Source organism: Streptomyces sp. 150FB, assembly GCF_000818195.1.
In the GTDB taxonomy this organism is placed as follows: Bacteria; Actinomycetota; Actinomycetes; order Streptomycetales; family Streptomycetaceae; genus Streptomyces.
The window spans coordinates 5924039-5949835 of record NZ_JTHL01000001.1 but is presented as its reverse complement, the minus strand read 5'-3'; the positions used below and the strand labels follow the sequence as shown (position 1 = coordinate 5949835).

Annotated in this window: 21 protein-coding genes; 6 read left to right on the top strand and 15 right to left on the bottom strand. The window is 71.3% G+C overall.

From position 1 onward, the window contains the following. The 4 genes from QR77_RS25695 to QR77_RS25680 all read right to left on the bottom strand — a co-directional run. Nucleotides 1-719 (bottom strand): hypothetical protein (locus QR77_RS25695; protein WP_040024449.1); only part of this gene is annotated, 719 nt, incomplete at its 3' end. Nucleotides 720-784: 65 nt separating this feature from the next. Further along, nucleotides 785-1717 carry an N-acetylneuraminate synthase family protein gene (locus QR77_RS25690; protein WP_040024448.1) on the bottom strand — a complete coding sequence of 311 codons (933 nt, stop codon included), beginning with the start codon at nt 1715-1717 and terminating at the stop codon, nt 785-787. A 10-nt stretch (nt 1718-1727) separates the two neighbouring features. Then, a complete protein-coding gene (locus QR77_RS25685) occupies nt 1728-3011 on the bottom strand; it encodes an acylneuraminate cytidylyltransferase (protein ID WP_078877870.1) in 1284 nt (427 codons plus the stop codon). A gap of 113 nt (nt 3012-3124) precedes the next feature. Further along, entirely contained in the window at nt 3125-4453 is a 1329-nt protein-coding gene (locus QR77_RS25680) for a DUF6716 putative glycosyltransferase (protein WP_063798080.1), read from the bottom strand. 187 nt (nt 4454-4640) lie between these two features. Between QR77_RS25680 and QR77_RS25675 the strand changes: the two genes are divergently transcribed. Further along, on the top strand, nt 4641-5621 hold the full coding sequence (locus tag QR77_RS25675) for a glycosyltransferase family 2 protein (RefSeq protein ID WP_040024446.1): 981 nt from the start codon (nt 4641-4643) through the stop codon (nt 5619-5621). Continuing rightward, the gene (locus tag QR77_RS25670; protein WP_052489057.1) at nt 5621-7003 is read left to right on the top strand and encodes a polysialyltransferase family glycosyltransferase; all 1383 of its coding nucleotides are present in this window, start codon (nt 5621-5623) and stop codon (nt 7001-7003) included. The genes QR77_RS25675 and QR77_RS25670 overlap by 1 nt, the downstream gene beginning before the upstream one ends. Before the next feature lie 84 nt (nt 7004-7087). Here the strand turns inward: QR77_RS25670 and QR77_RS25665 are convergent, their stop codons facing one another. The 4 genes from QR77_RS25665 to QR77_RS25650 all read right to left on the bottom strand — a co-directional run bounded on the left by QR77_RS25665 (nt 7088) and on the right by QR77_RS25650 (nt 12718). Beyond that, nucleotides 7088-9298, bottom strand: a complete 2211-nt coding sequence (locus QR77_RS25665; RefSeq protein WP_040024445.1) for a polysaccharide pyruvyl transferase family protein — start codon at nt 9296-9298, stop codon at nt 7088-7090. Then, complete coding sequence (locus tag QR77_RS25660; RefSeq protein ID WP_236710808.1) at nt 9295-10953, bottom strand: hypothetical protein; 1659 nt, start codon at nt 10951-10953, stop codon at nt 9295-9297. The genes QR77_RS25665 and QR77_RS25660 overlap by 4 nt, the downstream gene beginning before the upstream one ends. A 93-nt stretch (nt 10954-11046) precedes the next feature. Continuing rightward, nucleotides 11047-11808: an SDR family NAD(P)-dependent oxidoreductase gene (locus tag QR77_RS25655; RefSeq protein ID WP_052489056.1), complete on the bottom strand. Its 762-nt coding sequence runs from the start codon at nt 11806-11808 to the stop codon at nt 11047-11049. Between the two features lie 67 nt (nt 11809-11875). Next, the gene (locus QR77_RS25650; protein ID WP_040024444.1) at nt 11876-12718 is read right to left on the bottom strand and encodes an SDR family oxidoreductase; all 843 of its coding nucleotides are present in this window, start codon (nt 12716-12718) and stop codon (nt 11876-11878) included. A 113-nt stretch (nt 12719-12831) separates the two neighbouring features. Between QR77_RS25650 and QR77_RS25645 the strand changes: the two genes are divergently transcribed. Next, the gene (locus QR77_RS25645) at nt 12832-13419 is read left to right on the top strand and encodes a TetR family transcriptional regulator (RefSeq protein ID WP_040024443.1); all 588 of its coding nucleotides are present in this window, start codon (nt 12832-12834) and stop codon (nt 13417-13419) included. A 39-nt stretch (nt 13420-13458) separates the two neighbouring features. On the opposite strand, the gene QR77_RS25640 is transcribed toward QR77_RS25645, so the two are convergent. Then, nucleotides 13459-15081 (bottom strand): methylmalonyl-CoA mutase family protein, encoded by a 1623-nt coding sequence (locus QR77_RS25640; protein WP_040024442.1) that lies wholly within the window; start codon nt 15079-15081, stop codon nt 13459-13461. A 229-nt stretch (nt 15082-15310) separates the two neighbouring features. Beyond that, nucleotides 15311-16255, bottom strand: a complete 945-nt coding sequence (locus QR77_RS25635; RefSeq protein WP_040024441.1) for a class I SAM-dependent methyltransferase — start codon at nt 16253-16255, stop codon at nt 15311-15313. 381 nt (nt 16256-16636) lie between these two features. On the opposite strand from QR77_RS25635, the gene QR77_RS25630 reads away from it, so the two are divergent. Then, nucleotides 16637-17566 carry a L,D-transpeptidase family protein gene (locus tag QR77_RS25630; protein WP_040024440.1) on the top strand — a complete coding sequence of 310 codons (930 nt, stop codon included), beginning with the start codon at nt 16637-16639 and terminating at the stop codon, nt 17564-17566. Nucleotides 17567-17755: 189 nt separating this feature from the next. Here the strand turns inward: QR77_RS25630 and QR77_RS46910 are convergent, their stop codons facing one another. The 3 genes from QR77_RS46910 to QR77_RS25615 form a co-directional block, all read right to left on the bottom strand. After that, entirely contained in the window at nt 17756-18961 is a 1206-nt protein-coding gene (locus QR77_RS46910) for a hypothetical protein (protein ID WP_052489055.1), read from the bottom strand. A 34-nt stretch (nt 18962-18995) separates the two neighbouring features. Continuing rightward, entirely contained in the window at nt 18996-19811 is an 816-nt protein-coding gene (locus QR77_RS25620) for an RNA polymerase sigma factor (protein WP_052489708.1), read from the bottom strand. A gap of 369 nt (nt 19812-20180) precedes the next feature. Beyond that, entirely contained in the window at nt 20181-20990 is an 810-nt protein-coding gene (locus tag QR77_RS25615) for a maleylpyruvate isomerase family mycothiol-dependent enzyme (protein WP_052489054.1), read from the bottom strand. 64 nt (nt 20991-21054) lie between these two features. Between QR77_RS25615 and QR77_RS25610 the strand changes: the two genes are divergently transcribed. Beyond that, nucleotides 21055-21984 carry a MerR family transcriptional regulator gene (locus QR77_RS25610; protein WP_040024438.1) on the top strand — a complete coding sequence of 310 codons (930 nt, stop codon included), beginning with the start codon at nt 21055-21057 and terminating at the stop codon, nt 21982-21984. A 15-nt stretch (nt 21985-21999) separates the two neighbouring features. On the opposite strand, the gene QR77_RS25605 is transcribed toward QR77_RS25610, so the two are convergent. Both QR77_RS25605 and QR77_RS25600 read right to left on the bottom strand, forming a co-directional pair. Continuing rightward, nucleotides 22000-23334, bottom strand: a complete 1335-nt coding sequence (locus QR77_RS25605) for a tetratricopeptide repeat protein (protein WP_040024437.1) — start codon at nt 23332-23334, stop codon at nt 22000-22002. After that, nucleotides 23331-24818: a DUF4331 domain-containing protein gene (locus QR77_RS25600; RefSeq protein ID WP_040024436.1), complete on the bottom strand. Its 1488-nt coding sequence runs from the start codon at nt 24816-24818 to the stop codon at nt 23331-23333. The genes QR77_RS25605 and QR77_RS25600 overlap by 4 nt, the downstream gene beginning before the upstream one ends. Before the next feature lie 266 nt (nt 24819-25084). Between QR77_RS25600 and QR77_RS25595 the strand changes: the two genes are divergently transcribed. Beyond that, complete coding sequence (locus tag QR77_RS25595; protein ID WP_040024434.1) at nt 25085-25756, top strand: hypothetical protein; 672 nt, start codon at nt 25085-25087, stop codon at nt 25754-25756. Nucleotides 25757-25797 lie beyond the last annotated feature (41 nt).

The window sequence follows — 25797 nt, the reverse complement described above, 5'->3', positions numbered from 1 at the left end:
AAGTAGCGGGTGGCATTGTGCGTGCGTGCCAGGCCCGTCACCGCCTCGATGTACTGGTCCGCGTCGACCACGCCCGTCTCGACCAGCGAGGTGCCGACCATGTCGGCGGCGCCCTCATGGATCGTCGGCGGGCCGAAGGTCGCCCGGGTCCACTCGAAGGTGTTCGGCGTGACCGTGATGCCTTCCGGCACCTCCGTCACCGGCATCGAGGTGAAGACCTCGACCGTACGGGTCGCGGACGGCGTGAGCCGGCGGCGGGCCGCAGCGGTGACCGGGGCCAGGACGAGTTCGCGCGGGCCCCGGCCGCCGCCGCGCCGGTGCCAGCGCACCAGCCGCTCGCCGCGGGCAATCTGCCCGATGAACTCCATGGTTGCCGTGCCGTCGTCCACGACGGTCAGCGCCTTGCCGCTGACGAGCGTCAGCAGGAGCTGTACGTACCGGGAGAACGGGTCGCCGATGACGATCCGTTCCGCCCTCCGCAGCAGCGGCGCGAGTTGACGCACCGTCCGCAGGGGCGCCCCCGTACCCGCGCGCGCCTCTTGCCAGCGCACGCTGAAGCCTTCCTCACGCGCCAGCTCTGCCATCCGGCGGAGCTGGCCACGCGACATGGGGTCGGTGGGCGAGAGCACGATGACGGTGAGCTCGTCACCGGTCGCGCTCGCCCTGGCCCACTCCAGCGTGTTGAGAAGCTGGACCGGGCTCTCCACAAAGGCGATCACGCGCTGGTTCGCGCGCTGATCCGGGCGGTACGGGGTGCGGCCCCCGCGCGGACGTGGCACGGCGGTCAGACCGCCACCGGCTCGGCGGCCTCGGCCTCGGCGACGACGCCCGCGACACGGCGGAGCTTCTTCATCGGGCCGAGCTCCGACTCGTAGACCTTCTTGACGCCGTCACCGAGGGAGGCCTCGATGGTACGGATGTCACGCACGAGGCGCTGGAGGCCCTGCGGCTCCACCGAGGCGGCCTGGTCCGAGCCCCACATGGCGCGGTCGAGCGTGATGTGACGCTCCACGAAGGCGGCGCCGAGCGCGACGGCGGCGAGGGTGGTCTGGAGACCGGTCTCGTGGCCGCTGTAGCCGATCGGGACGTTCGGGAACTCGGCCTGGAGGGTGTTGATGACCCGCAGGTTCAGCTCCTCGGCCTTGGCCGGGTACGTCGAAGTGGCGTGGCAGAGCAGGATGTTCTCACTGCCGAGGACCTCGACGGCGTGCCGGATCTGCTTCGGCGTCGACATGCCGCTGGAGAGGATCACCGTACGGCCGGTGGAGCGCACCGAGCGCAGCAGCTCGTCGTCCGTGAGGGACGCGGAGGCGATCTTGTAGGCGGGGACCTCGAACTTCTCCAGGAACGCGACGGCCTCGGTGTCCCACGGGGAGGCGAACCAGTCGATGCCGCGCTTCTTGCAGTGCTCGTCGATCGTGCGGTACTCGTCCTCGCCGAACTCGACGCGGTGACGGTAGTCGATGTACGTCATCCGGCCCCAGGGGGTCTCGCGCTCGATGTCCCACTGGTCGCGCGGGGTGCAGATCTCCGGGGTGCGCTTCTGGAACTTGACCGCGTCGCAGCCGGCTTCGGCGGCGACGTCGATCAGGGCCAGGGCGTTGTCCAGCTCACCGTTGTGGTTGATGCCGATCTCGCCGGTGATGTAGACGGGGCGACCGGGTCCCGCTGTGCGCGTACCGAAGGTGCGCAGGCGGTTCGTGGCGTCGGAGCTCATGAGGGGGTCCTTACTTGTCGAGGGTGTGCGTGTGGGGGGTACTCGGGCGGGCGGCGCGGGAGGCGCTGGTGCCCGGCTGAGGGATGTGCAGACCCGGTCCGAGGAGCCAGGCGGCGATCTCACGGATCGCGCCCTCGCCGCCGGGGGTCGTGGTGACAGCACGCGCGGCTGCGCGTACGGCGTCATGGGCGCTCGCGACGGCCACGGGCCAGCCGACGAGGCCGAAGCACGGGAGGTCGTTCACGTCGTTGCCGACGTAGAGCACTCGCTCGGGCGCGATCCCGTGCTCGTCGCACCACTGCTTGAGTGCGAGGTCCTTGCGGTCGATGCCGTGGAGCACCGGCACCTTGAGCTTGCGGGCGCGGGCGGCGACGACCGGGTTCTGCTCGGTGGACAGCACGAGCAGTTCGAGGCCGGAGCGGCGCAGCGCGGCGATGCCGAGGCCGTCGCCCCGGTGGACGGCGACCATCTCGCGGCCGTCGGAGTCGACGTAGACCTTGTCGTCGGTCTGGGTGCCGTCGAAGTCGAGGACCACGGCGTCGATGTCCTCGTGCGCGGGCAGCGCAGGCGGGTCGATCAGCGGCGCCAGCGCGCGGGCGCGCTCCAGGTCGTGCGGGTCGTCGATCTCCAGGACGCGGGCCGCGTCGGTGGAGACGAGTGCGGTACGGCCGAAGAAACGGTGCTTCGCCGTACGGAAGCCCTCGGCGCGCATCGCGTAGGCGGCGCCGGTCTCCAGGAACTCCTGGGGGCGGTCCTGGCGGCGCGGCCGGTTCGACTTGTCGTGGTTGACGCCGTAGCCGTCGAGTTCGCCCTTGCCGCCGCTCGCGAGGTCGCCGCCGTCGTGGCGCCAGATGAAGCCGTGGGTGGGCGAGACGGTCAGCGCGGAGTCGGCGCCGTCCTCGGTGATGGCCGTGGTGACGCCGTCGATGTCGGCGGCGGTGATGAAGGGGCTGGTGCACTGCACGAGCAGGACGACATCAACGCCGGCCGCGGCCGAGGTGCCGGAGCCGCGCATCGCCTCGTACGCGTCCATCGCGTGCAGGACCGCGGCCTCGCTGGTCGCGGTGTCCCCGGCGATCGCTGCGGGGCGCAGGACGACCTCGGCTCCCGCCGTACGGGCGGCTTCGGCGATCGCCGCGTCGTCGGTGGAGACGACGACGTCGGTCACGTGCCGGGCGTCCTGGCAGGCACGGACCGCGCGGACGACCAGGGGCACTCCGCCGACGGCTGCGAGGTTCTTGGCGGGGACGCCCTTGGATCCGCCGCGCGCGGGGATCACGGCGAGGACGGTCATGTCGGTCACTCCTGGGTTCGTGGTCGTGAGGGGCTGCGGTGGTGTGGCAGACACGCCGGCTGCTCTCGCGTCAGGGGCTCCGGCTCCGGCGGCTGCCGCGTCGGCGGGCCCGTTCACAGCTCCCCCATCCGGCGGATGACGGGTGCCACGCGCTGCACGCCGTGCCGGTACGCGCCGCGCGCCGCTCCCCGTACTGCTTCGCGCACCACCCGGCGTACGCCGTTGGTGCTGTTCCCGCCCGCGCGCTCCGCCAGCGGGCTGCCGTCGGGGGCCAGGTGGTAGCGGCTGAGCAGCGGCGGCAGGTAGCCGGGCGCCGTGGTGGTCGTGTAGTACGGCGCGATGGCGGGCAGTTGGCCCTCGGCCTGCTCGTCGAGCAGCTTCGCGACCCGGCCGCGCGCCTGGTCGAAGGCCGAGGAGTACGAGCCGTCGGCGGCGACGCCCTGCCGGTCGGCCCAGACGGCGTCGGCCTTCGGCCGGTGGCCGCCGTCGAGCTGGTCCCAGGACGCCAGGCATCCCGAGCCGATGAAGTGGTGGTTGCCGAGCGGCTCGCGGACGCCGAGGTCGGTGAGGATCGCGGTGGGGATGCGCCGGTGCAGCGATTCGAGCGCGGCCGTCGACGAGACGGTGACCAGCAGGTCCGTACGGTCCAGGACCTCGCCCATGTTCCCGTACACGAGCTGGAAGTTGGGCGGCAGACCGCCGGGGATCTTCTCGGCCAGCCGCTGGTAGGGGAACTCCTCGATGTGCGTGGTGTGTTCACCGACCTGGCTGCGCAGCTTCAGCAGCACCTCGCGGCTCGGGTGCAGCCTGGCGTGCTCGACGAGCCGCTTGAGTACATACGAACGGTCGGCGCGGGACAGCGGCACCGACGGCTGCGCCGCGAAGACCACGGTGTCGCGGCCCTCGGCGGGCACGTAGCGCTCGCCGCCGAGGAAGGGCAGCGCGGCTTCGGTGACGGACGAGGCGTCGGCGCCCACCCCTTCGTACACGGAGCGGAAACGGCCCGCGTCGTGCCGGGAGTTGGCGAGGACGACATCGGCGCCGTGGCGCAGCAGCAGCCCGTCCGAGAGCTTCTCGTAGACGACTCCCACATAGCCGGTCACCAGGACGGGCCGGCGCGGCAGCCGCAGCGCCGAGACGCCGTGCAGCATCGCCTGGACGGCTCCGCCGACGAGCGCCAGCACCACGATGTCGTACGACTCGTCGCGCAGGGTCTGGAGGAAGACGTTCCCCGTCACCTCGCGCGGGGCGTCCCGCTCCGCGCCCACCTCGGCGAGCTGTCGGGCGGTGGGCGTGGCTCGGCCGCGCAGCAGGAAGCCGCTGAGCTCGGTGTCGCGCTCTTCGGGGACGATGCGGCGCGCGGTGAGCGCGCCCCACTTCCACCGGGTGTCCGAGTCGGCGAGCACTGCGACCCGAACCGCGTGACTGTTACGTGATGGCACGTCGTGGACGTTAGAAAGGCAATTCGTTTGTCTGCCCAACTGAGCGGCAACGAAGGGTTAACAGAACATCTACGGATGGGGTGGGAGACCCGGGGCCGGTCCGGTTCATCGTTCCGCCACACGTCGTTCACCTGCCATCTCTCCAGAAGTCAGAGCGAAGGGTGTGGGGCCGCCTAGCGTCACGCGGGTGGTCAAGCTCTCCGTCGTCGTGCCGTTCTACAACGTGCAGACATACGCACCCGAAACTCTTCGAAGCCTCCGCGCGAATGCGCGGGACGACTTCGAGTTCCTGTTGGTCGACGATTGTTCGTCCGACGGAACCCTGGAAATCCTCGAACGGGCGGAGCGTGAACTGCCGGGGGCGATCCTCCTCAGACATGAGCGCAATGGCGGACTCGCCACCGCGCGCAATACCGGCCTCGACGCCTCGCGCGGGGAATACGTCACCTTTCTCGACGGGGACGACTGGGTGGCTCCCGGCTTCTACGAGCAGTTGATCGGCGCGGCCGAGGGGCTCGGCGTCGACTTCGTACGTACGGACCATGTGCAGTTCACCGGCAAGGCCCGGACGATCCACCGCGTCCCGGTGGGCCGGCGCGACGAGGTGCTGAAGCCACGCGACGCGATCCTGCCCTTCGACCGGTCGACGTCGGTCGACTACGCGTACGCCTGGGCCGGGATCTACCACCGGCGCCTCGTCGACCAGGGCCTGGTCCACTTCACCGACGGGCTGCGGACGGCGGAGGACCGGCCGTGGATCTGGCGGCTGCACCGCGAGGCGGAGTCCTTCGCCGCGGTGAGTCTGCTGGGGATCTTCTACCGGCGCGGGGTCGCCTCGTCGCTCACCCAGATCGGTGATGTGCGGCAGCTCGACTTCATCCGGGCGTTCGACCAGGTCGTCGAGGAGACGGCGAAGGACCCCGAGGCGGACAGGTTCCTGCTGAAGGCCGTCCGTACGTACTGCGCGATCATTTCCCACCACCTCGGTTCCGTGGAGCGGTTCGAACCGTCCGTGGCGCGCAAGCTGCGCTCGATGAGCGCGGCGGCGCTGAAGCGGATGCCGCAGGACGTGCTGAACCAGGCGCTGGACTCGATGGACCTGGAACGGTCGGTGCGGCTGCGGCGACTACGGCGGCGCCCGATGTCGGCGGGGAAGGTGGCAGCGTGATGGGGTCCTCCACACCACTCGGCGCAACTCGCGGCACCCGCGGACCCGGCGGGACCACGCAGATCTTCTGCGCCTCCACGCTGTACGGGGCCGCCACCCTGGCCGCGGCGATCGACGCCGGCCTCTTCGCGCCCGCCTCCCGGCGCCTGCTGGTCGTCTGCAACAACGCGGCCTCGCCCGAACTGCACCCGTCCATCGACCGGATGCCGGGCTTCGAGCAGTTGCGGGAGCGCTTCGACGACCTCGTCTCGTGGAACGAGACCATCGCGCCCTTCCACCCGAGCGGCTGGGCCCCGCGCTCCGACGACACCCCGCTCTGGGAGCGCCACCTGCGCCTCGCGTGGGGCCTCGGCGACGACAGCGTTGAGGTGACCGTCGAGTCGATCCAGGTCAACCCGGCGCTGGCGATCACGGAGATCTTCACGGGCGCGCCGCTCACGGTGTACGCGGACGGGCTGATGAGTTACGGCCCGACCCGCTCGAAGATCGACCCGCTGATCGGCGGCCGGGTGCGCAGGCTGCTGCACCTCGATCTCGTACCCGGCCTCAAGCCGCTGCTCCTGACCGAGTTCGGTGTCGAGCCGGAGATCGTGCCGACGCAGGCGTTCAGGCGGGTGCTGGACAGCCTCGGTGACACGGCGGACGACCTGGAGACGCCGGCGGTGCCGCCCGCGCTCGTCCTCGGCCAGTACCTCTCCGCGCTCACCATCCTCAGCGAGAAGGAGGAGGAGCGGCTGCACGTGGAGATGGTGCGGGGCGCCGCCGCCCTCGGCCACACGCACGTGGTGTTCAAGCCGCACCCGGCAGCACCGGCGGTCTGGTCGCGGCTGCTGGAGGACGAGGCGAAGAAGGCGGGCGTCGAACTCACCGTCATCGACAGCCCGGTCCTCGCCGAGGTGCTGTACGAGCGGATGAAGCCGGCCCTGGTCGTCGGCTGCTTCTCGACGGCGCTGCTCACGGCGAACGCCTTCTACGACATCCCGGTGGCCCGCGCGGGCACGGACGTACTGCTGGAGCGGCTCGCGCCGTACCAGAACAGCAACCGGGTCCCGGTGACGATCGTGGACGCGCTGGTTGCGCCGCTGGGCGACGACGGTTCGTTCCGGCCGGACGAGCGTCTCGGCGACCTGATCAAGGCCGTGGGGTACGCGATGCAGTCCCAGGTCTACCCGGGCCTGCGCCCGGCGGCCGAGCGCTACCTCTCGAACCACCTCGACCAGCGGACCTGGCGCTACTTCAAGCGCCGCCGGCTGACGGCGCTCGGCCTGCCGGGCGCGGTGCCGTCACAGCTCGCGGGGATCCCGCGCAACGCGACGGCGCGGCGGATGGTGCGGCGGGCGCGAAAGCTGCGACGGACGATGCTGCGGGCGAACCCGCGCTAGCGGCGCGCGGAAACGGCGTACGGACAAGGGAGGGCGGGCCACTCGGCTGAGTGGCCCGCCCTCCCTTGTGCGTTCCTGCCCTGGTCAGTGCACGGGCACGGGCGCGTTCCCCAGGATCGCGCGCAGGTCCGCCGCGTTCGCCTGGGTGACCTTCCACAGCTCCTGCTGCCTGCCGTGTACGTCGGCCACGGCGGCCGCATGGTCGGCCAGTACGGCGACCGCGCGTTCGGTGAGCTGGGCGCCGAGGTTCTTGTCGTGGACGGAGACGCCCCACTCGGGGCGGTCGATGTCGGCGAGGAAGTACGCCATCTTCGGGTGCGAGATCAGGCTGATGATGGGCGTGCCGCAGCCGAACGGGATCATGCCCGCGTGGCCGCGCATCCCGATCACCAGCCGGGTCCGGGCGTAGGTGTCGCGGATCGCGTCGTTCTCGAAGCCGTACATCGGGATGACCGGGAGCGATATGCCGTGCTCGCGCCGCAGGTCGAAGGCGATCCGCTCGTCGTCGAGCGAGTGCGCCACGCACTTGACCTCGGCGTGGGCGCCCAACGCCCGTACGGCCTTGGCCATTTCGGCGAGGAAGTGCGCGTAGTCATGGCCGAAGCGCAACCCTGCCCGGTCGTAGGCCGCGTTGATCAGGACGGTGTTCTCGCGCTCGGCCGGGTCGGTCCAGCCGTCGACCAACTGCCGGGTGACGGTGGTCGGGCAGGGCTGGAAGCGCACCTTGTCGTGCAGTGAGGTGGGCAGCAGGGCGCGGACCTTCTCGATCGAGCCGTGGTTGCGGAGCCCGAAGAAGGCGGATTTCTCGACGAGTTGGCAGAGTCCCGAGTTGAACAGCCGGTGCCGGTAGGACTGGCCGTCGAACGCGTTGAAGCCGACCGCGTACACCACGACGGGCACATCGACGCGCTTCAGCAGCGCGTTCGGCACGTTCCACTGCCAGCCGCTGTTGCCGTTGGGCGCGGTGTCCGGGATGAAGAGCCCGCCGCCGCCGATGACCAGACCGCGCCGCGCGTTGACGCGGGCGAGCGCCGCCTCGTCGAACAGCCGGTGGGCGTGGATCGAGTGCCAGCGGCGGGGTCCCGTGTCGCTGTCGAAGGTGAGGCGTACGGACTCGGGCAGCAGCTTGTCGCCCGCGTTGCCCTGCTGCGGCATGTAGAAGGCGACATGCGCCAACTGCTCCTCGGCCGGGCCCTCCTGGGGCGACGGGGCGCCGCCACGCGTACGGTCGAGAAACTGCCGGCTGGTCGGATGGGTGGGGTCGACGGCGAGGCCCTCGCTCGCGTACGTCCGGGCCAGTTCGTCGTCGCCGTGGACCCAGGCGATCTGCGCCAGCCGCCCGAAGGCGGTCGCCGCGCGCTTGGGTGCCGCGCTGGCCAGCAGGAGTTGGGCGCGCGCCTCCTCGTAACGGGAGACGGACATCAGCGCGTGCCCGAGCACCTCGTGCGGCCAGGCGGCGTCCACGGGAATGCGTACGCTCCGCAGCAGGTCGACCGCTTCCTGGTACTCACCGGCCGCGATATGGGCGGTGGCGACCTTGCGGGCGCTGTCGAGGTCGCCGGTGCGGGCGACGTGCGGGGTGCCGTAGTGGACGAGCAGATCGTGGTGCGCCGCGCCCTTCAGGGCCAGATACGCGGCGTGGAACTCGGCGTCGGAGGTCTCGGACGTGTCCGGCGTATCCGAAGCGAGGTGGGCCCCCGGGGCGCCGGTGAGGCCGGCGTTGAGCGGGACGAAGTCGCCGTCCAGTACGGCGTCGAGGAGCGCGAGGCAGGCGGTGTAGTCCGGGGCCTCTTCGGTGTCGGGCCCTTCCGCGTCGAGGAGGGCGCAGAACACGTCGGACAAGTATTCGCGCTGGATGACCAGCGGCCCTGGGGCCAGCGTGCGCCGCCCGTCTCTCCGCGCGCCGCGACCGCCGTCGCCGGAGAACTGGGCGAGCGCGGCCAGCCCTTCCCGCTGCCTGAGCAGTTCGCCGAGATCACCCGGCACCACCATGCGGGGGTCCAGCACGATGACGGTGTCGTAGTCACGTATTCGGAACGCGTCGAGGACGCGGTCCCCGGGGCGGGGGACGATACGCGGGTGCAGGGCGCGTATCCGCTCGACGGCCGCGGGCGGCAGACCGTCGTGCAGGACGACGAAGTCCTCGCACAGTCCCGGGTTGGTCAGCGCGAGGCTGCGCAACAGCACGACGAGATCGCCCAGTTGGCTGTCGTCGACAAAGGCGGCGAAGGCAATGCGACGCTTCCCGGTCAGCGCGTCGACGGCTTGCTCACCGGGGAGTGAATCGGCGGTCATCTCAGGGAAATCCTCATGTCGGTGACACTCTGGGCGCGTTCCATGACCCACGCCTTCTCACTCGTGTACTCGCGCTCCGAGGTGAGGGGCAGCTTCATGGCTCCGGGCAGCCGGTGCACACCGCTCTCGTAGAAGTCGAAGCCGATCAGGTCGAGGGTCGGACTGACGTCCAGGAAGTCCAGCATCCAGAGGGTGTTGAAGCCGCTGGTGGGGATGGACGGCCACGCGTCCCAGTCGATTCCGCCGATGTGCCGCAGGGGCCAGCGCAGGGACTCGTCGCCGATGTACTTCTGGGCGTCCGGCACCAGGCGCTCGCGCAGCGCGTACCGCCACTCCTCCGACGCCCCGCCGTAGGCGAGGCGCGCGGTCACCGGCCGGTCCCAGTTGAAGTCGTGCTGGTGGCTGGTGGCGTGGATGTCGGTACGGGTGCCGGTGGCCGGCGCGTCGATACGGTACGAGCTGAAGCGGACCACCAGGTCGTACGCGTCGATCTCGGGCCCGAGCGAACCGGCCCCGAGACGCTCGGAGTTGGCGACCAGGCAGACGGACTTGCCCGCGATGAGATTGCGCAGCTCCCCGAGGCCGATCCACTCGGCGCCGCCGAAGGTGGGGTCGAGGACGGGTGGCCGCATGCGGTTCCTGCGCTGGTCGGCGTAGAGACCGATGAGTTCGCGCAGCTCAGAGGCGTCGCCGTCGGCCCCAGCGATCCGCAGGTCGAGATACCGCCCGACGGCCTCCTGCAACTCCAGCACCGGCCGCCCGGCCGCGCCCATCCCGAGCAGCGCGCCGACGAGCCGGGGCTCGGCCTGCTCGCGCTCACCCCGCTCGTACAGGGCCAGGCCTTCGGCCCATACGTCGGTGAGGGGTCCGGCGCCGGCCACCGGAGCGGCGAAGTTCAGGGCGCGCGGGCAGCCTTCGGCCAGCAGCCGCAGCATCTCCTCCTGCCGCCGGGCGGCGACGCGCAGCCCGGCGAGCCTGGGGGCGACACCGAACCGGTCGTCGGCGGTGAGGGCGAGGTACCGCTCGTACGCCTCGATGGCGGCGACCTCGTCGCCGACGGCTTCGAGCGTACGGGCGCGCAGGCGCCAGCCGGCCCGGGAGTTCGGGCGCTCGGTCAGCACGGAGTTGCCGATGAGCACGGCGAGCCGCAACTCGGCGTCACCGCCGGCCCGGTCGCACTCCAGCGCCTTGGCGCCGACGGCGAGGAGCGCGTCGAACAGCGCGTCGCTGATGCCGGGGGCCTCCCGCTCGGCCTTCCCGGACTTCGCCGCTCTCCCGGGCTTCCCGGCCTCGGTGGTGCGGGCGGCGTTGACGGCGCGGAGGGCCAGCAGATGCCGCAGCTTCTCGGCCAGCTCCGTACGCCTGCGATCGCCCTCGGCGACCACGGCCCCGGCGCTGTGCTGGGCGCAGGCACGCAAGCAGTCGGCCGCGGGGGTGGGGACGATACGGGCGGCGGCGCCCGAGTCCGAACCGGGCCCGGGTCCTGAGGCGGAACCGGATCCGACCGCGGAACCGGACCCGGAAACGGATCCTGAGGCGGCATCGGGAGGGACCGCGCCCGTTCCGCCGTCGGCATGCCGCTGCTGGGCGTGTTCGGTGTGCTTGGTGTCCTTACTGCCACGCCGTCTCGGCCATAGGCTGCGGACGTCTCTCATGCTGCTCCCGGGCGTCTTCTGCCCCACCACAAGGTGTGGGCAGATGACAGATTAGGAAACCCGCTCGACCCGGAGGTGAACTCGCCCCATCGGTCAGGCAAACGAACCGCTTCGGGCACCACTTCCGGCGTCAGAACCGTGGTGCTCGGGGAAGCGGTACTCGACCCGGTCACGCTCGGTGTAGAGCCCCCAGTAGGTCTCGGCCAGCTCGTCGGGGTCGATGACCACCTGGCCCACGCCGGTGACGGTCGCCAGCTCGTCGGGGGTCATCGCGTCGTATGCCTCGCTGCCGGCGATGAGTCCGGCCAGCGTGACGACACCGGCGTAGACGCCGGCGCCGGCGACCTCGCCGTTGAGCGAGTGGACGAAGTTGCGGATGCCCGCCATCGCCGGACCGAGGCCGCTGATGTACGGCTTCGGGTCGGCAGCCGTGAACCCCCCGGTGACGATGAACGCACCGCTGCCGCGTGTGGTCATCTCCGGCAGGACGGCGTTGGCGATCTCGACCGGGGTGAGGAGGAACAGGTCGACCAGCGCGCCGAGGCGGGTGCTGTCCAGCTCCGTGGCCGGGACGAAGGCGGTGCCGCCGGGCAGCGGCTGGTAGGACACGACGTCGATACGGCCGAAGCGCGCCCGGACGGCTTCGACCACCGGTCGGGCGTTGGCCGGGTCGGAGAGGTCGGCGGGGAAGGCCGCCGCCTCGATCCCCTCGGCGGCCAGCTCCTGGACCAGGCCTTCGAGCCGGTCGGCGCGGCGGGCGATCAGCGCGACCCGGAAGCCTTCCCGGCCGAACCGGCGGCCCAGCGCGATTCCGAGACCGCTACCGGCACCGAACACGGCGACAACCTGCGACATGGGTGTTCCCTCACTTCTTGGCATCTTGGCTTCTTGGTCGAGTCGGTGTGATTCAGGTCGATGTGATTCAGGCGGCGAAGTCGGTGGAGCCTGCGATGTCCTTGCCCGCGTCGAGTTCTTCGATACGGCCGGTCAGCGCGGCGCGGATCGCCAGGTACGCGTCGCTGCCCAGCGCGAGACGGCGCGGGGCCGGCGAGGCGTCGGCGGAGGCGATGATCGCGGCCGCGACCCGGGCCGGGTCGCCGGGGGCGTCGGCGGTCACGTTGCCCGCGGCCTTGATGTACGCGTGGAGGTGGCCGACCGGGGTGTCCGCGTACACCGGCAGCGCGTCGGCGACGCTCAGGGACGCGCCGAAGCCGGTGCGGATCATCCCGGGCTCGACCATGGTGATGCCGACGCCGAAGGACTCGACTTCGGGGATCACCGACTCCAGGAAGCCCTCCACGCCCCACTTCGACGCGTGGTACATGCCGGCGCCGGGGCCCGTGATGTGGGCGCCCATGGTCGAGGTCTGGATGAACCGGCCGCCGCCCTGTTCCCGCAGGTGCGGCAGCACCGCCCGCAGCAACTGGATCGGAGCGGTCATGTTCAGCGCGATCTGCTCGTCGATCGCCGCGTCCGACATCTCCTCCGCCGCTCCGGCCGCTCCCCGTCCGGCGTTGGAGAACACGACGTCCACGCGGCCCAGCTCCTCGAACGCGTGCGCGACGACGGCACGCAACGCCCTGGTGTCGGTCACGTCCAGTGCGGCGGTCCACAGCAGATCCGGGTACCGCACCGCCAGATCCGCCAGCGCCTCGGGCCGTCGCGCCGTGGCGGCGACCCGGTGCCCGCCGGCCAGGAGCCGCTCGGTGACGAGACGGCCGATCCCGGCGGACGCGCCGGTGATGAACCAGGTCTTCGTTGTCATGGTCGACCCCTCTCTCATCCAACCGGTCTCTAATCCAACCGGTTGGTTGTTTTCATGAAGCTAACTCCGACCGGGAGTGGATGTCAACCAACCGGTTGGATTAGACTCGTGGTATGGCTTACGACTCGACTGCCACCCGCGCCCGGCTGCTCGCCGCCGCCTACGAAGAGTTCGTCCGGGTCGGCCTGGCCGGTGCCCGGGTCGAGCGGATCGCGACCGCCGCCTCGGCCAACAAGCAGGCCATCTATGCCTACTTCGGCTCCAAGGAGGCCCTGTTCGACGCCGTACTGGCCGACCGGCTGCGCATCCTCGCTGACGTGGCGCCGTTCACGCCGGACGATCTGCCCGGGTACGTGGGAGCCCTGTTCGACGCGCTGGTCGCCGATCCGGGAGTGCAGCGCCTGAGCCAGTGGAAGATGCTGGAGATCCCCGAGGCGTCCGAGGGCGAGGTGGACGCGCACGTGTCCAAGGCCGCCGCGCTGGCCGACCACCACGGTGTCGGGATGGCCGCGGCCACGGACGTCATGATGATCGTGCTGGCAGCGGCCCTGAGCTGGAACACCACGGCGGCGAAGATCCGTAACCCGCTCGACGGGGACGCCGCTCAGCGCCTCGCCGACCACCGCGCCGCCGTGGTCGGCGCGGTCGCCGCGGTGGCCGACGCTCTCCTCTCGGGTCCGCCCGCACGTACGGACACCTGAGCCGGAGCGGCCCGCCGCAGGTGGTCGGTGACGCCGTCCTCAGAACGCGTCCGTGGGCACGTACGTACCCCACACCTCGCGCAGCGCCCCGCACACCTCGCCCACCGTGGCCCGGGCCTTGAGCGCCGTCCGCATCGGGGGCAGGACGTTGGCCACCGGGCCGCCGTCGCTTCCGTCCAGCGCCGCCGCCCTCTTCAGCTCGGCCAGGGCCGCCTCCACCGCCGGCTGGTCGCGCTCCGCGCGCAACCGCGCCAGCCGCGCCGCCTGTTGGGCCTCGATGGCGGGATCGACGCGGAGGGGCTCGTACGGGTCCTCCTCGTCGAGCTGGTAGCGGTTGACGCCGACCACCACGCGTTCGCCGCTGTCCGTCTCGCGCGCGACGGCGTAGGCGCTCCGCTCGATCTCGCCCTTCTGGAAGCCGCGTTCGATCGCCTCGACCGCGCCGCCCATGTCCTCGACGCGGGTCATCAGCGCGACCGCCGCCGCCTCCATCTCGTCGGTCATGTTCTCCACGACGTACGACCCGGCGAACGGGTCGACGGTCGCGGTGACATCCGTCTCGTACGCCAGGACCTGCTGGGTACGCAGCGCGAGGCGGGCGGACTTGGCGGTCGGGAGTGCGATCGCCTCGTCGAAGGAGTTGGTGTGCAGCGACTGCGTGCCGCCCAGAACAGCCGCCAGGCCCTGGACAGTTACCCGTACGAGGTTCACCTCGGGCTGCTGCGCGGTGAGTTGGACGCCGGCCGTCTGGGTGTGGAAGCGCAGCATCAGCGACTTGGGGTTCTTCGCGCCGAACTCCTCACGCATCACCCTCGCCCAGATCCTGCGCGCCGCACGGAACTTGGCGACCTCTTCGAGGAGCGTGGTGCGCGAGACGAAGAAGAACGAGAGCCGGGGCGCGAAGTCGTCCACGTCCATGCCGGCCGCGACGGCCGTACGTACGTACTCGACGCCGTCGGCCAGCGTGAACGCGATCTCCTGCGCGGGCGTGGCACCCGCCTCCGCCATGTGGTAGCCGGAGATCGAGATCATGTTCCACCTCGGGATCTCCGCGTTGCAGTACTTGAAGATGTCCGCGATCAGCCGCAGCGAGGGCTTGGGCGGGAAGATGTAGGTGCCGCGCGCGATGTACTCCTTGAGCACGTCGTTCTGGATGGTGCCGGTCAGCCGCGCCGCCGGGACGCCCTGTTCCTCCGCAACGAGCTGGTACATCAACAGCAGCAGCGCGGCAGGGGCGTTGATCGTCATCGAGGTGGAGACCCGGTCCAGCGGGATGCCGTCGAAGAGCACCCGCATGTCGTCGATCGAGTCGATCGCGACCCCGACCTTGCCGACCTCGCCGCTCGCGATCGGGGCGTCGCTGTCGTGTCCCATCTGGGTCGGCAGGTCGAACGCGACGGACAGGCCCGTCGTGCCGTGCGCGATGAGTTCCTTGTAGCGGGCGTTGGACTCGACGGCCGTGCCGAACCCCGCGTACTGCCGCATCGTCCACGGCCGGCCCGTGTACATCGACGGGTAGACCCCGCGGGTGTACGGGTAGGCGCCCGGCTCACCGAGCTTCTCCGCGGGGTCCCAGCCGTCCAGGCTGTCCGGCCCGTAGACCGGTTCGAAGGGTAGTCCGCTCTCGGTGAGCCGCGCCGCGCGCTCGGGGTCGCTCGCCATGTGCCCTGCCTCCCGCTGTGACCGACGTGGTCCTGCCACCGACGCGGCCTCACCACCTGCTACCTGCCGGTAATGACGGCCTCGCCACGGACTGTAGCGGCAGGCCCGTCGGCGGGTGCACAGTCACACGCTGGGACGTTGCTCACAGGCGCAGGCGCAGGCACAGGCGGCAGATGGCAGGTGGCAGGTGGCAGGTGGCGAGCACCTACGGGGAGCGAGGGGCGTACGCCTACACCTTGGCGCGCTTCTGCGCCCGGCCACGCCGCACCGCGCGCGTGATGACCGGAGGCAGTACGTCGATGGCGAGGCGGGCGGCCTTGGACCTGCGGGGGCCCTTCGGCGCGGCGGCGGACGGCGAGCCCTGCTTCGGCGCCGCGGGCGCTGCCGGCTCCTCGGCGGGCGCGGGCTCCGCCACGTAATGCTTCGAGAAGGGGAAGGACGGCGCGGTCAGGCCGCGCGACTTCAGCCGGATGATGCGGTGTCCGGCCGCCTCCTGGAGGCTGAGGTCGCACTTCTCAAGACCCTGCGCCATGGCGATGATCTCGTCCTGGATCGTCTCGGGGTCGTCCCAGGTCGCGTACAGCTTCTGCGTGCTCAGGCAGATGGGGCGCAGCCCCCGGTTGAGCACCGCTTCCCAGGTGGCTATGGAGACGCCGGGGGTGTGCTCGGAGCGGAAGTCGTCGAGGACGACGACCCCGCCGGGCAGCAGCGCGTCGCGCGCGGCGGCTATGTCGCCGTGGACGTGCTCGTAGAGGTGCGAGGCGTCGATGTGGACGAACCGGCAGGACTTCGGCTTCACCTCGGCCGGCACCACGGAGCTGGGGGCAGCGAGTACGCGCGGCAGCTCGTCGTGGAAGGACAGGTAGTTGGCCTCGAACGCGTCGCGGGTCAGCGTCGGGTACGACTTCGCCGTCTCGGCACCGTTGGCGTCGTCGGGCGCTTCCGACTCGAAGAGGTCGCAGACGGTGAAGCTCTCGCCGTCCTGGAGGTGCTGCCCGAGGAAGATCGCGCTCTTGCCCATGAAGACGCCCAGCTCCAGCAGGTCGCCGCGTTCGCCCAGCGTCTCCTGCCGGGTGAGGAGTTTCTCGAAGAGCACCTGGTCAAGAGGGGGAAACCAGCCACGGACGTCGTCGAGTTGACGGGGGCGCGGCTTGTCTTCGTAAACGGTGTTCATGGCAGAGAACCTTCACGGGGAATGGGAAATCGCGGGAAACGCGCTTCTCTTGTGCGGGTGCCTTTGTGCTGCGGGCTGTCTGCGGGGGGCTATGTACGGGATGCGGAACGCGAACGGGTACGAGTACGTGTACGAGTGGCTCACCGGTTCGCTGGACGACGGACGCCGTTACCCCGTCCATGCGCGGGATCATGCCATTGCGACCGGTCTTGGTGGCCGGTCGCACTTTGTTTTCGCGGAACTGACCACTTGCATTCATCTGCTGGTAAGAAAATCCAGGTGTGCGGTCGCGCTTGGGCAACCGTGGGGCGCGGGAGACTGTCTCAGGGGTATAGGCCATGTCACAGGACACCGAGATTCCGGAGAAGCAGGGGGATATAAATGATCACACCATCCGTCTTATGCAGAGGGCTTGCGGCGACGGCCGTGCTGGCCGTGACCGTGGGCTGTTCGGTGCAGCCGTCAAACGGAGGGCCGGTGAGCTTTGACAGCAAGCCGACCGACCAGGCTCCCCGGGCACAGGAGACGACCCCGTCGTCGGCGCCGGTGACGACGCCCCCGGCGAAGGCACCGGCCGCGCCCGTCGCCCGGCGGACGATAAACGAGGCCCCGACGCCGGAGCACACCCGGACGGCCACGCCCACCCCGGCGCCCTCGGCGACGGTCACCGTCGCGCGGCCGAAGACGGTGATGGCGAGCGGCACCCAGAGCGAGCAGGTACGCGAACTCCAGGCGCGACTGCGGCAGATCGGCCACTTCGGCCAGAACCCCACGGGCTACTACGGCACCGTCACCAGCGCCGCGGTCTCCTCGTTCCAGGCCAAGCGCGGCCTGCCGCGGACGGGCACGACGGACACCGTCACCTGGCAGCGGCTGCTCGCGATGACCCGTACGCCGACGCGGGACGAGCTGCGCCCGGCGACGACCAATCCGTTGCCGAAGGCGGACCCCCGGTGCCTGAAGGGCCGGGTGATCTGCATCAACAAGAAGAGCCGCACGCTCGCGTGGATGATCGACGGCAAGGTGAAGTCGGCGATGGACGTCCGGTTCGGCTCGGAGTACACGCCGACCAGGGAGGGCGCGTTCTCCGTCTTCCTGAAGTCCCGGCACCATGTCTCGACGCTGTACGACTCGCCGATGCCGTACGCGATGTTCTTCAGCGGCGGCGAAGCGGTGCACTACTCGTCGGACTTCGCGGCCCGTGGCTACAACGGGGCCTCGCACGGCTGCGTCAACGTCCGGGACGAGGCGAAGGTCGCCTCGCTCTTCGACCAGGTCCGCGTCGGCGACAAGGTCGTCGTCTACAAGTAGCGGCAGGTGCGGAGGAGATGGCGCGGGCGGGACCGGGGGAACGTATCCCGCCCGCGCCTTTGCGCTGAGCCGAAGGTACGGGGGGAACCCCGGCTCGTTGCGCAGCCGATGACCAGTCGGCTCACTCTGTACAGCGCCACCAGGCGAAAAAACGTCACACCGGGCCGTGACGAGGCCGAAAGCCGCAGGTCAGGACGGTGTCGTCGGAGAGGCCGACGGTGCTGGTGATACGGGTGGGGCCGGTGAGGCGGACGGTGCGTCGGGGCCGCCGCTGGGATCGCCCGGATCGCTGGGATCAGTCGGACCCGTGCCCGGGTCCGAAGGGTCCGGCGGGCTGGATTCCGGGTTCGACGGCTCCTGGCCCGGGTCGGACGGATCGTCCGTGGAGGGGTCGCCGGACGAGCCTCCCGGTATGTTGTGCGGCGCCTCGACACCGCCGTCGCCGGGGTCTTCGATGCCGTCGCCGTGGCCGCTCTTGATGTCGTCCCCGCCGTCCCCGTCGCTCCCGCCGTCCCCGTCGCTCCCGCCGTCGCCGCCGACGATCCCGACGCCGTCCAGCACCCGGTCGCAGAAGTGCTTCGCCCCCTTGGCGCCCTTCACCGCCGACTCCAGATCGTCCTTGCGCTTCAGGTCGATGGCGCCGCTGTGGTAGTCGCGGCAGAGGTCGATGGTCTGCGCGTACCAGTTCCCCGCCGTGTCCGGCACGCCGCCGCGCGGGGAGTTGTTGCCGGGGAAGCCGACGCCGCTCTGTCCGACCGCCTGGTTCCCCCTGCCGTCGGCGCCGCTTCCCGTACCGCTGTCGCCGGCCGATCCCGCCGAGTCCGGCCGGCCGGGGAAGGAGCCGTCCGTGGCCGGGGCGTGCGCGGGGCCGCCCGGGCCCGGTGTGACGTCCCTGGTCATGAGGGGCTCCGGGGCCCGGGTGCCGGCACCCGGTGCGGAGGCCGCGGGCAACGGGTCGCGCTTACTGACGAAGGGCGCCTTCAGCGTTCCGGTGCCGGCGACAACGGCGACCATGCACAGCGCGCAGACAGCCACAGCCGCGCCAAGACCCCTGCGCAGCGGGTGCCCGAAGGGGCGCCCGGGCGCGGTGCGGGGCGCCGGACCGAGCCGTACGGTATCCAGCAGGTGCCCGTCGCCCGTGCCTTCGGCGCCCGTCGCCGCGGCCTTCCGCCGCCGTCCGGCGGCGACCCGCTCCCGCTGGAACGCGCCCAGCGCGGCGGCCTCCCCGGGGAGTTCCACGCTGTTCGCGTATGCGACGCCGGTCAGGTCACAGAGGGCGCCGGAAAGCAGTTCCGCCTGCGTCCGGGCGTGTTCACCGGCAACCTCGACCGGCTCTCCGCAGAGGAGTCTTTCCGCCGTTTCCTTGTCGAGCCACTCGTCATGCTCGTCGGCCATCACATGTCCTTCTGCGTCCCCGGGCACAATTGCGTCACACTCGCGGGCGGCGTGGCTCAGTGACAAGAGCACGCTGGGCCGGTACGACGCCGACTCGCGCGCCGCGACCCGCCGTGCCGCGGGCAGCGCCGTGAAGCGTGCCGCGCTCGGGACCGCTCTCCGGGTGGTAAGCGGTTGCGCGATCGGGGCCGTCAAGGGGGTTCTCGGCCCCGGCGCCCACCGGGGCCCCGGCCCCCACCGCCGCCTCGTCGAAGCCCTCGAAGCCGTCGAAACTGTCGAGGCCCTCGAAGTCGCCGACGCCCTCGGCGCCCAGCAGTTCGGCCAGCCGCTTGAGGCCGCGGTGCGCTGCCGTACGTACGGCGCCGGGGCGCTTGCCCAGCGTCCTGGCCGCGCTCTTCGCGTCGAGCCCGACCACGACCCGCAGCACGACGGCCTCCGCCTGGTCCTGCGGCAGTTGCGCGATCAGCGCCATGGTCCGGTCGGTGGAGAGCGCCTCCAGCGCCTCGTCCGCCGTGTCGGCCTCGGCGGCCTTCCCGGTCAGTTCCGTCTCGTCGCCGCCTACGGCGGGGCGCCTGCCGCGCATCCGTATGTGGTCGAGCGCGCGATTACGCGCTATCCGCGCCGCCCAGCCCCTGAACCGGTCTGCGTCACCGCTGAAGCGGTCGAGGTCGCGGGCTATCTGGAGCCATGCCTCGGACGCCACGTCCTCGGCGTCCGGCTCGCCGACCAGCGTCCGTATGTAGCCCAACAGCCGCGGCTGTACCGCGCGGTACACAGTACGGAAGGCGTTGTCGTCCCCGTCCTGTGCCGCGAGCACTGCGGCGGTCAGCTCCGCGTCGTCCCCCAGCACTTCCACAACCTGTCCTGAAATCGCGGCTGGTCACTGCCGCGCCACCACCCCACGCGGGTCTGAACGCTACGGCCTCTCCCCTGCTCTCGTCCACGACTTGTACAACCTGCAACAACTTCACGTTGATTTGCGGTGTGACAGAAAACGCACGAACGACGCTGTCATGAGTACGGGGCCGTATCGCGGCTCCGGCGGACGGCGACCGGGGCCTCTCCTGTGGGGGGTGGCGGCCCCGGACGTCGCTCCGTCATCCACCGGCCTGAACTGGGAAGATACGGGCCGTCCCGCGCCGTAGCGACCGACCGACCCGGCACGCGTCCCGGAAGGCGCCGCTGAAGAGGGAAACCTCGGTACGCGGATCACCTGAACCTAGAGGCCGGCGTGGGCCAGCCAGTGGTCCAGCAACGCGCGGTCGCCGCTCACCGTCACCCGGTCGTCATCCGGCGGGACCCGGTGGGAGAAGACCAGCATGAGGTCGGCCACCGCCCCCGACACCACCACGTCGGCCTCGACGACCGGCCCGCGCTGCCAGCGCGGCGCGTCAGGTGCTCTGGTGACCACCCAGCCGTCCACGGGCCCCGGCCCTGTCCGGCGGAATCCGATCCGCTCGCCCCGGCCGCGCAGTTCGGCGACCGCCGGCCTGACCGTCGCGAAGGCCGGTGTGGACAGCAGGTCCAGGTTCTCGCTGATCACGTGTGCCGCGAGATCGTCGGCGATCCCGAACGCGGTGCCCGTCGCGAACGCCGCGTCGTAGTGGTGGACGCAGGTGTCGCTCAGCATCCTGCGCAGCCAGACGGACGCAGGACGCGGCCCGAGGAATGTCTGCCTCTCGGTGTCGGCGCCGGTCTCCCGGATCGCGCTGATCAGTTCCTCCGCGCCCTCGCGCAGCCACCGGGCCCACGCGTCCGGGGCGCCGGGATCGGCATCCCCTGGGTCGGGGATCGGCAACTGCTGGCCTACGCGTACGAGTTCGGCCGCCCACCGGTGCTCTTGGCCGACGTGCGCGACGAGGGTGCGCAGCGGCCACTCCGGGCAGGTGGGCACCCGGGTGTTCGGAGCCCTTCCCGCGACCGCCCGGATGAACCCTTCGGTCTGCTCCCGCAGGCCCTCCACGAGCCGTGCGATGCGCAGTGTTTCCGCTGGCTCCGCTGTCTCCGCTGTCTCCGCTGTCTCCGTCATGGCGAAAGCTCCTCTCTCGGGGTTGGCACCGGTACGGTAGAAACTCCAGTCCAGTGGAGATCAAGTGCCTTTGCTCGATGGGACGTTCGGGATCGGCGACCTGGCACGGCTGACCGGCGTGCCGGTGCGGACCATCCGCTTCTACTGCGACGAGGGCCTCATCGACTCGGTGCGCAGCACGGGCGGCCACCGCAGGTTCGACCACGCGGCCGTGGAACAGTTGGGCCTGGTCAGACGGCTGCGCGCGTTCGGGCTCGGGCTCCCCTCCATCCGGCATGTGCTCGTCGGCGAACGCTCCGTGGCCGAGGTCGTCGCCGCCGAACGGGCCGCGCTCGACGTGCGGCTCGCGGACCTGGCCTGGCGGCGGGCCTCGCTGCGCGCGGTCGAGGAGGCCGGGCCGGCGGACCGGGCCGCCAGGCTGGAGCTGCTGGCGGCCGTGGAGAACGGGGGCGCCGCCCGCGATGTCCTGATCGGCTTCTGGAGACGCACGATGGTCGCCCCGGTCACCGAGGCGATGCTCAGCGCGTTCGTGACCATGGCCGTGCCCGAGCCGCCCGTCGACCCGACCCCGCCGCAGGTGGTCGCGTTCGCCGAGCTGTTCGCCCTGGCCGGCGACCGGACGCTGACACGCGGCCTGCTCGCCATGGCGCGGGCCAACGCCGAACTGGTCGCCGACGAGGACGAGTTGATGACCGGGATCAGCCAGGCGTGCGCGCTGGCCGAGCCCGTGGTGCGGGCGGGCGCTCCGCCCCGCGCGGGTCCGGAACTCGACCGGTTCGTCGCGGTACACGCCTCGTTACGCGGCGACAGCGACACCCCGCGCTTCAGAAGCCGGCTGCTGGCCCATGTGGCCGCCGACCGCGTCCCTGGGATGCGCCGCTACTGGCGGCTCGTGGCCGAGGCCGGCGGCGACCCGGTCTCGGTCGGCGTGTCCCACCTGTGGCTGACCGACTCCCTCGAACGCTCCGTCACGCAGCCAGGCGGCCCGGGGTGACCCTTCATCAACCGTTCATCCCCGTACGGTCGGCGCGTGCGAGGTGCGCGCGAGGTGCGGGTTCAACTCGGCGGCCTCGCGCAGGTGGCGCGCTCCCTCGGGCATTCCGAGCGCCTGCTCGATCGCGCCCCGGTGGTAGCGGAACAGCGCGTTCTGCCACCCCGTCCTCGCCGCCCGGCGCGCGTACGCGAGCGCCTCGGTGTCCCGTCCCGCGCTGTGGAGCGCCCATCCCAGCGCGTCGGCGACGATGACGCTCCGCGCCTGCTTCCACTCTCTTCGCATGAGGTCCACCGCGACCTCCGGATCGCCGTGGTCGGCCGCGTAGAGCGCGAGATACGGGTCGACCGGACCGCCCTCGGCGCGCGCCAGCCGCACCTGCGCCGCCAGCACGGCCCCCTCGCTCCCCCCGTTCTTCCCGTTCTCCTCGCTCCCCCGGCCGGATGCCCCGGCCGCGCCTCGCGCCTCGACCGCCTCCAGCAGGAACTGCGGCAGCGGTGTCCGCTCGGTGAGCCGCCCGTACAGTTCGCGCGCCCTGTCCCCGTGCCCGCGCGCCGCTGCCACCCTGGCGATACCGGCCTGCCCGTAGGGGTGGCCGGGTACGGCGACCAGCGCCCGCCGGTAGTGCTGTTCCGCCCGGTCCACCGCGCCCCCGGACCAGGCCAGGTCGCCGAGACGGGCCTCGGCGAAGGCGCGTTCGGCCGGTGTGGCCGCGCTGTCCACGGCCCGCTGAAGCGCGATGGCGGCGTCCTCGGGCCTGCCGTGGGTCTCCAGGTCGTACGCGGCCCTGCTGTAGGCGGCGGCGGTCGGCGCGATGTCGAGCAGCCGCTGTACGGCGGCCCGCGCCGCCGGATAGTCGCCGAGCTGGATCTCGGCGTCCGCCAGGACGGCATAGCCGTCCGGCCGGTCGGGTGCCATCCGGGTGGCGCGCAGCCCGTACTGACGCCCCCGGGCGAACTCGTGCCGGGCGTTGGCCAGCAGCCCCTGCCCGGTCACTGCGCCGTAGTTGTCCGTGCCGTCCAGGGCGAGTGAGCGGCGCAGCGCCTCTTCGGCGGCGTCGAGCCGGCCCGCGTCGAGGGTGGCACGGGCCTGCTCGATCTCGGCGCGCGCCAGTGCGGTCCAGGCGGCCGGGTCGCCGGGGTACGCCCGCGTACGCACCCGGGCGGTGTCGGCCGCGCTCGCCGAACCACTGCCCGCAGCCGCGAACGCACCGGCCTCGCCCGCGGAAACGCCCGCCCCGGTGGGCGGCGCCGCTGTCCCCGGCCGGGCGGTGTCAGGACCGAGATACAGCAGTCCGGCCACACACCCGGCCACGGCCACCGCGCCGCCCACCGCGGTGATCAGAGCCTTCACGGGCCCGCGTGCGGGAGGTTGAGGTAGGGGAAGGTGGACTGCGCGTCGGCCGGTTCCAGGCTGGCGACCGGCTTCGGCAGCAGGTCGGCGGCGGACGGTCCGGCGGGCTCGCCCTCCAGCATCCGGATCAGCGGCCCGTCGATGTTGTCGTTGAGGCGCCGCCCGTTGGGGAAGCCCTGGAGGTCCCCGTCGATGACTCCGTACGCCTTCGGGGCGGCCGTGAGCGGGGTGCTGAGGTTCAGCCGCAGCTCCTCGGCGAGCACGATGCGCCGCGGATCGGCGTCGGCGTTCATCGTGTGGGTGTTGAGGTCGAAGCCGAACGCCGCTCCGTTGTCCTTGCCGAGGCCCTTCATGAACAGGGCCTGGATGTCGCGACGCGGGGTCGCCGGGGCCTTCCGCCCCTGGGCCCGCTCGATGCGGTGCGGGGGTACGGGGTCGAGCGTCGTGGCCAGGAAGTCGGCCTCCAGGTGGTCGTCCTTCGGGGCGCGCGCCTGGAGCCGGTCCTCGGGCCCGCCCGGACTGGCCAGCCCGACGGTGGAGCCGAAGAGTGCGAAGGCGATGTGCGGGGTGGCGAGCCGGGAGACCTGACGGAACGTCGGGGCCTGCGCGGACAGACTCCGGTTCAGGTCCGCGCCCTGCCGGGAGACCGACGCCCAGACTCCGACGACCGGGTTGCGCTTCACGTCGCCGCCCAGCGCCACGTCACTCTTGGGCACCTGGAGGACGAGGCTGTTCACGTTCAGCACGGACAGCGGCTGGGCGTCGGGCAGCCATCCCGGTACCGGGCCCCGGGTGCCGAGGGCGTACAGCCCGAAGACCTGGGTGTCGGCCTTGAACGAGTCCGCCGACTGGGTGGCCACCGTCCGTCCGCCGCCGGGGAGTTGACGGACAGCCTGGGTCCGGAGCCTGCCGTAGTCCGGCATCAGGACCCGGCCGGTGTCGGTGGGTGCGGCGATCGCGTCCCGCAGCAGCGTCTCGGACGAGCCGCCCGCCTTGATCTTCTCCAGGGTGTACTTCTGGCGTACTCCGAGCGAGCGGTCGTCGAGCGAGTTCACGGGCAGCGGTCCGACCTTCGGGCCCAGCCCGAAGGGCCTGCGGTCCTCGTCGCGGAAGGTCCACCGGTACGTGGTGTCGGACGCGCCGTCACCGTCGGCGTCGGTGTGGATCTCGTACCGCGCACCGGTCGCGAACGGGTAGTCCACGAGCGCGTTGGCGGCGGTGCCCGGCGCCTGGAAGGGCCGGACGTTCGCGATCAGGGTGACCATGTCGGCGTCGTCGGGACTGGTGAAGGCGTAGACGTCCGTCAGGTCCGTCGACGGGTCGAGCACCGCTGACGGGGCGTCGATGTGCCCGCCCGCCTCGCTGACGCCCGTCAACTGCCCGCAGAGGCAGGCCGCGGTGAGCGCTGCGGTGGCGGCCGCCAGGGCGGCGAGCCGCCCTCGCGAGGGCCCGACGAGCCCTCGCCTTCCGATGGTTCCGGGCATACGGCACTCCAGTCGTGGTGGGGGCAGTCGCATCAGTCTGGGGTGCCGACGATCTTGATTTGGGTCACGATGCTACTTTTTCACCCGACTGGACCGATGATGGTTTGTTTGTCCCCACATCTATGCATTGATAGGCACACCCAACGGGAGATCACCGTCTGTCCGCCGCGTCGTACGGACACGATTCGTCTTCCTGGCACGCCTGTTGGGTTCGCTCCACCGAACTTTGACGCCACCCCCACTCGTCACAGAACAGGACATCTCTCATGTATATGCACGGACTCCGCCGTCTCACCGTCCTCGCCGCCGTGGCCGCACTGTCCCTGCCCCTCGGTCTGGCCCAGGCCGGAGCGGCGCCGCACGCCGCCGCGACGACCACCAAGGCGGCGGTCGCCGCGCCGTTCCCCGGCGCGTACCTCTCCCCCTGGGGCGACGCGCAAGTGGCGCTCGGGGACGAGACGGTGGCCTGGATGACCCGCGAGCACATCACCCTGGAGGCCATCAGCCCCTTCGTGATGGACGCCGACAAGCGCGGCTTCAGCATGCCGATCGGTTCGACGGCCGGTGACGGCCTCGACTCCAAGGGCCGCATCTTCTACCCGGGCGGGCTCAGGTTCCACCACGCCGCCTCCGGCAAGACGTTCACCCTGATGCCGACGTACATCCGCGTCATGCCGACGCCCGCGTACACGGCGGGGATCTCGGTCGACGGCAAGATGATCTCGGAAGAGGTCACGATGGCCGAGTCCACCTACGGGGAGGTCATCGCCGGCGCCCGCCCGAGCCTCACCGGCTGGCGCATCAAGCAGGCGCCGTTCTACGTCACGGCCGACACCGCGCGCCTGTTCGCCTCGGTGACCGGAGGCGAAGGCCCGCGCGTCGGAAGCCTGTTCGGCACGCTCACCCCGAACTTCGACTACGTCCCGACCGCCAAGTAGCGGCCACCCGCCACGACCGAGGGGGCTCCGGACCGTCGTCC